Origin of the sequence: Streptomyces sp. NPDC051921, assembly GCF_040680975.1 — a bacterium.
Taxonomy (GTDB): Bacteria; Actinomycetota; Actinomycetes; order Streptomycetales; family Streptomycetaceae; genus Streptomyces.
Genome location: NZ_JBFAXU010000053.1, coordinates 1 through 5008, shown reverse-complemented (window position 1 = coordinate 5008; position 5008 = coordinate 1). Strand labels below are relative to the sequence as shown.

The 5008-nt window shown below is 72.7% G+C and carries 2 protein-coding genes; both read left to right on the top strand.

Going from position 1 to position 5008, the window contains the following annotated elements; all coding sequences use genetic code 11:
* Positions 1-3354 (top strand): SDR family NAD(P)-dependent oxidoreductase (locus tag AB0M16_RS36105; protein WP_365350777.1); only part of this gene is annotated, 3354 nt, incomplete at its 5' end.
* Between the two features lie 167 nt (positions 3355-3521).
* The coding region (locus tag AB0M16_RS36100) for a beta-ketoacyl synthase N-terminal-like domain-containing protein (protein WP_365350774.1) at positions 3522-5008 on the top strand (1487 nt) is incomplete at its 3' end.

The following is a 5008-nucleotide window of genomic DNA, read 5'->3' as shown; positions in this document are numbered from 1 at the left end:
GTGTTGTCCCTGGCGGATGCCTCGGTGTTGGTGGCGGCGCGTGGGCGGTTGATGCAGGCGCTGCCGGAGGGCGGCGCGATGGTCGCCGTCGCGGCCCCGGAGACGGATGTCCTCCCTCTGCTGGCCGACGGCGTCGGCATCGCGGCGGTCAACGGGCCGCGGTCGGTCGTGGTCTCGGGTGCGGAGTCCGAAGTGCTGCGGGTCGCGGAGCACTTCGCGCAGGCCGGCGTTCGTACGACCCGCCTGAAGGTCTCGCACGCCTTCCACTCCGTCCTCATGGAGCCGATGCTGGAGGAGTTCCGCACGGTCCTGGACGGGCTCACGTACGGCTCCGCCCGTATTCCGGTCGTGTCGACCGTCACCGGTGAGGTCGGCAAGGAGCTGGATGCACCGGCGTACTGGGTGCGGCAGGTCCGTGACGCGGTCCGCTTCGCCGACGCCGTCACCACCCTCACCGCCCAGGGTGTGACCCGTTTCCTGGAGATCGGCCCCGACGCCGTACTCACCCCGCTCATCGACTCCGACCATGCGATCCCGGCCCTGCGTCGAAATCAGGAGGAGCCCACCGCGCTCGTCAGCGCGCTGGGCCGGCTCCACGCCACCGGCGCCGCCGTCGACTGGACGGCCTTCTTCACCGGTTCCGGTACGGGTGCACGGCGGGTGGACCTGCCCACGTACGCCTTCCAGCGCCAGCGCTACTGGACGGACCCCCAACCCGAGTCCGGCGACGCGGAATCGGCCGGGCTGGATGCGGTCGACCACCCGATGCTGGGGGCGGCCGTGGAGTTCCCCGACTCCGCACAGGTCGTGCTCACCGCGCGGCTCTCGGCGCAGAAGCTGCCCTGGCTGGTCGACCACCAGGTGCTGGGCAGCACCGTCCTGCCCGGTACGGGCTTCGTCGAGCTGGCCGCCCGCGCGGCCGAGCTGGTCGGCTGTGAGGTCGTGGAGGAGCTGAACCTCCAGGCGCCGCTCGTCGTCCCCGAACACGGAGCCGTGAGGCTCCACGTCGCCGTGGCCGCGCCCGCCGCCGACGGGACGCGCGAGATCAGCGTGTACTCCCGTGGCCAGGACGCCCCGGAGGAGGATCGGCCGTGGATCCTGCACGCCGAGGGCCTGCTGTCCCACCGGCCGGTTCCGGCCGCGTTCGAACTGTCCCAGTGGCCCCCCGCGGGAGCGACCGCGATGGACGTGGACGGCGCGTACGTGTACCTGGACGAGCGCGGGTACGGGTACGGGCCGGCGTTCCAGGGGTTGAGGGCGGCCTGGCGACGCGGGGACGAGCTCTTCGCCGAGGTGGCCCTGCCGGAAGGGGCCCGGGGCGACGCGCAGCGGTACGGCGTCCATCCGGCGCTGCTGGACGCGGCCATGCACGTGCTGACCGTGGCCGATGACGACCCGGCCGGTGAGCGGACCATGCTGCCGTTCTCGTGGGCGGGCGTCTCCGCGCACGCGCGCGGTGCCGGTAGCCTGCGGGTGCGGCTTTCCTGGACCCGGGACAACGCCGTCTCCATGGCGATGGCCGACATGAGCGGTGCCCCCGTGCTCTCCGTCGAGGCGCTGAGTTTCCGCCCCGTCTCGGCGGCCCAGCTGAAGGCCGCCGCGTCCGCGCCCCACGGTTCGCTGTTCCAGGTGGAGTGGACGGACGTGCCCCTGGCGGGGGCGGCGCCGGCGGAGGTCGCCACCTGGGACGAGTTCGTCGCCGGCGACGATGCGCCGGACGCCGTCGTCCTGGACTGCGGTTCCGCGGCGGGTGACGTGCCGACGGCCGCGCGGTCGGTCGCGCACCGGGTGCTCGACGCCGTGCAGAAGTGGCTGGCCGACGAGCGGTCCGCGGTGACGCGGCTGGTCGTGGTGACCCGCGGCGCGGTGGCCGCGCACCCGGGCGAGGTCCCGGCACTGGAGCAGGCGCCCGTGTGGGGTCTGGTCCGTGCCGCGCAGGCGGAGAACCCCGGCCGGATCGTCCTGGTCGACGTCGGCACGGCCCTTCCCACCCGGGGGGACGCCGCTGCCGCTGATCTGGGCGGGATGCTTCCCGCGCTGTCGGCGGTGGTCGCCTCCGGCGAGCCCGAGGCGGCCCTGCGTGACGGGTCGCTGCGGGTGCCCCGGCTCGTCGGAGCGCCCGTGTCGGAGGGGCCGGCCCCGGCCGGGACGGACGGAGCGGTCTTCGACGGGCCGGGCACCGTGCTGATCACCGGCGGCACCGGCGGCATCGGCGCCCTGGTCGCCCGCCATCTGGTCACCGAGCACGGCGCACGGCGGCTGCTGCTGGTCAGCCGCAGCGGCGCGCGGGCGGAGGGTGTGGACGAGCTCGTCACCGAACTGTCCGGTCTCGGCGCCGACGTCGCGGTCGACGCGTGCGACGTCTCCGACCGCGACGCCCTGAAGGCGCTGCTCGCGCGCGTGCCGGACGAGCACCCGCTGACCGGTGTGGTGCACGTCGCCGGCGTCGTCCACAACGGGCTGATCGACTCCTGGACTCCCGGGCTCGTCGACGAGGGGCTCGCCCCCAAGGCCGACGCCGCCTGGCACCTCCACGAGCTCACCCGCGACCTCGGCCTCTCCGCGTTCGTCATGTTCTCCTCGGCGGGCGGCCTGGTACTGGCCGCGGGCCAGGCGGGTTACGCGGCGGCCAACGTCTTCCTGGACGCCCTGGCCGTGAGGCGCCGCTCCGAGGGGCTGCCCGCCCTGTCGATGGCCTGGGGTGCCTGGGCCCTCGACAAGGGGATGAGCAGCTGGCTCAGCGAAGCGGACCTCCAGCGTCTCAAGCGCCAGGGACTCCCGGCCTTCACGGCGGACGAGGCCCTGGACGTGTTCGACGCGGCGCTGCGGACCGACTCTCCGGTGATCGTGCCGACCCGACTGGACCGGGCGGCACTGCGGGACAGGGGAGAAGACCTCCCGGCCCTGCTGCGGGGACTGGCCCGGACGGCGCCGGCCGGCCGGCGGCAGACCCGGGCCGAGGCCCCCGCCTCCGGCGGCGGCGAACTCGTCGCGCGCCTGGCCGAGCTGCCGTCCGAGGAGCGGGTACGCGAACTCCTGACGATGATCCGTACCCATGCCGCGATCGTGCTCGGCCACGACGACCCCGCGTCCGTCGACAGCGACCGCGGATTCCTCGACATGGGATTCGATTCGCTCAGCGCGCTGGAAATGCGGAACCGGATGTGCGCCGCGACGGGACGACGCCTCATTCCGATGCTTCTGTTCGACTACCCGTCGCCCTCCGCTCTGGCCGCCTATTTCGAGGACGAGCTCTTCGAGAAGGCGCCGAAGGGAATCGACGAGGACCTCGTGTCGATCACCGCCGACGAACTCTTCGAGCTCCTCGACGCGGAGCTGGAGACTCCGGAATAGGCGTTCCCGGCAGGTGATTTAGGGGGCCGCGGCCGACCTTAGGGGGTCGCGGCCCTGGAGCCCCTCCGGCTGCCGCCGATTGAATGACCAGGGGGTTTCCCGGCCGGTTCGTCACCGGCCGTGAGGCCCTCGCGTACGAGTGCCTCGACCCGTCTAGGGAGCCACCGGTGAGCAACGAAGAAAAGCTCATGCAGTATCTCAAGCGGACGCTCGCCGACCTGCGTGAGGCACGCAGGTGCCTGGACGAGGCGGCCCGGAAGCCGGACGACGAGGCGATCGCGATCGTCGGTATGGCGTGCCGCTACCCCGGCGGGGTGACCTCCCCCGAGGGGCTGTGGCAGCTCGTGTCGGAAGGCGTGGACGCGGTCTCCGGCTTTCCCACCGACCGTGGCTGGGACACCGACGGGATCTACGATCCGCACTCCGAAGGCGCGACCAGGACGCACACCCGCGAAGGCGGCTTCCTGCACGACGCAGGGGAGTTCGATCCCGCGTTCTTCGGGATCAGCCCGAACGAGGCACTGGTCATGGACCCCCAGCAGCGGCTGCTCCTGGAGTGCTCCTGGGAGGCGCTCGAACGGGCCGGGCTCGACCCGGTGGCACTGCGTGGCAGCCGGACCGGCGTCTTCGCCGGCCTCATGTACCACGACTACGGCATCGGGCAGGGGGCCGGCAGCACCAGCGCGGGAAGCCTCGTGTCGGGCCGCGTGGCCTACACCCTGGGCCTTGAGGGTCCGGCGATGACGGTGGACACGGCCTGCTCGTCCTCGCTGGTGACCCTGCACCTGGCCGCCCAGGCACTCGGCCGAGGCGATTGCACCCTGGCACTGGCGGGCGGCGTCACGGTGATGTCCACCCCCGACATGTTCGTCTACTTCTCCTCCCAGCGAGGCATCGCCCGCGACGGTCGGTGCAAGTCGTTCGCGTCGGCCGCCGACGGCGTCGGCATCTCCGAAGGGGCCGGCGTGCTGGTCCTGGAACGCCTGTCCGACGCCAAGCGCAACGGCCACGAGGTCCTGGCGGTCGTCCGCGGCAGCGCGGTCAACCAGGACGGCGCCAGCAGCAGTTTCTCGGCCCCCAACGGTCCCTCGCAGCAGCGGGTGATCCGCCAGGCACTGTCGAGCGCTCGCCTCTCGGTGACGGACGTGGACGTGGTGGAGGGGCACGGGACGGGCACGACGCTGGGTGACCCGATCGAGGCGCAGGCGCTGATCGCCACGTACGGACAGGGGCGGGACGAGGGCCGGCCGTTGTGGCTGGGGTCGTTGAAGTCGAACATCGGGCACACGCAGGCGGCTGCCGGTGTCGGTGGTGTGATCAAGATGGTCCAGGCGATGCGGCACGGTGTCCTGCCCCGGACGCTGCACGTGGACGAGCCGTCGTCCCAGGTGGACTGGGAGGCGGGCGCGGTCGAGCTCCTGCGGGAGAACCGTCCGTGGCCGGCGGGGGATCGGCCCCGCCGGGCGGGTATCTCCTCGTTCGGGTTGAGCGGTACGAACGCGCACGTGATCATCGAGCAGGCCCCGGAGCCGGAGCCGGCCGATCCCGCCGACTCCGTCGAGCCGGCCGCTTCGGTGGGTGGTTCGTTGCCGGTGGTGCCGTGGGTGATCTCGGCGCGGAGTGAGACCGCTCTGCGGGCCCAGGCGGAGCGCCT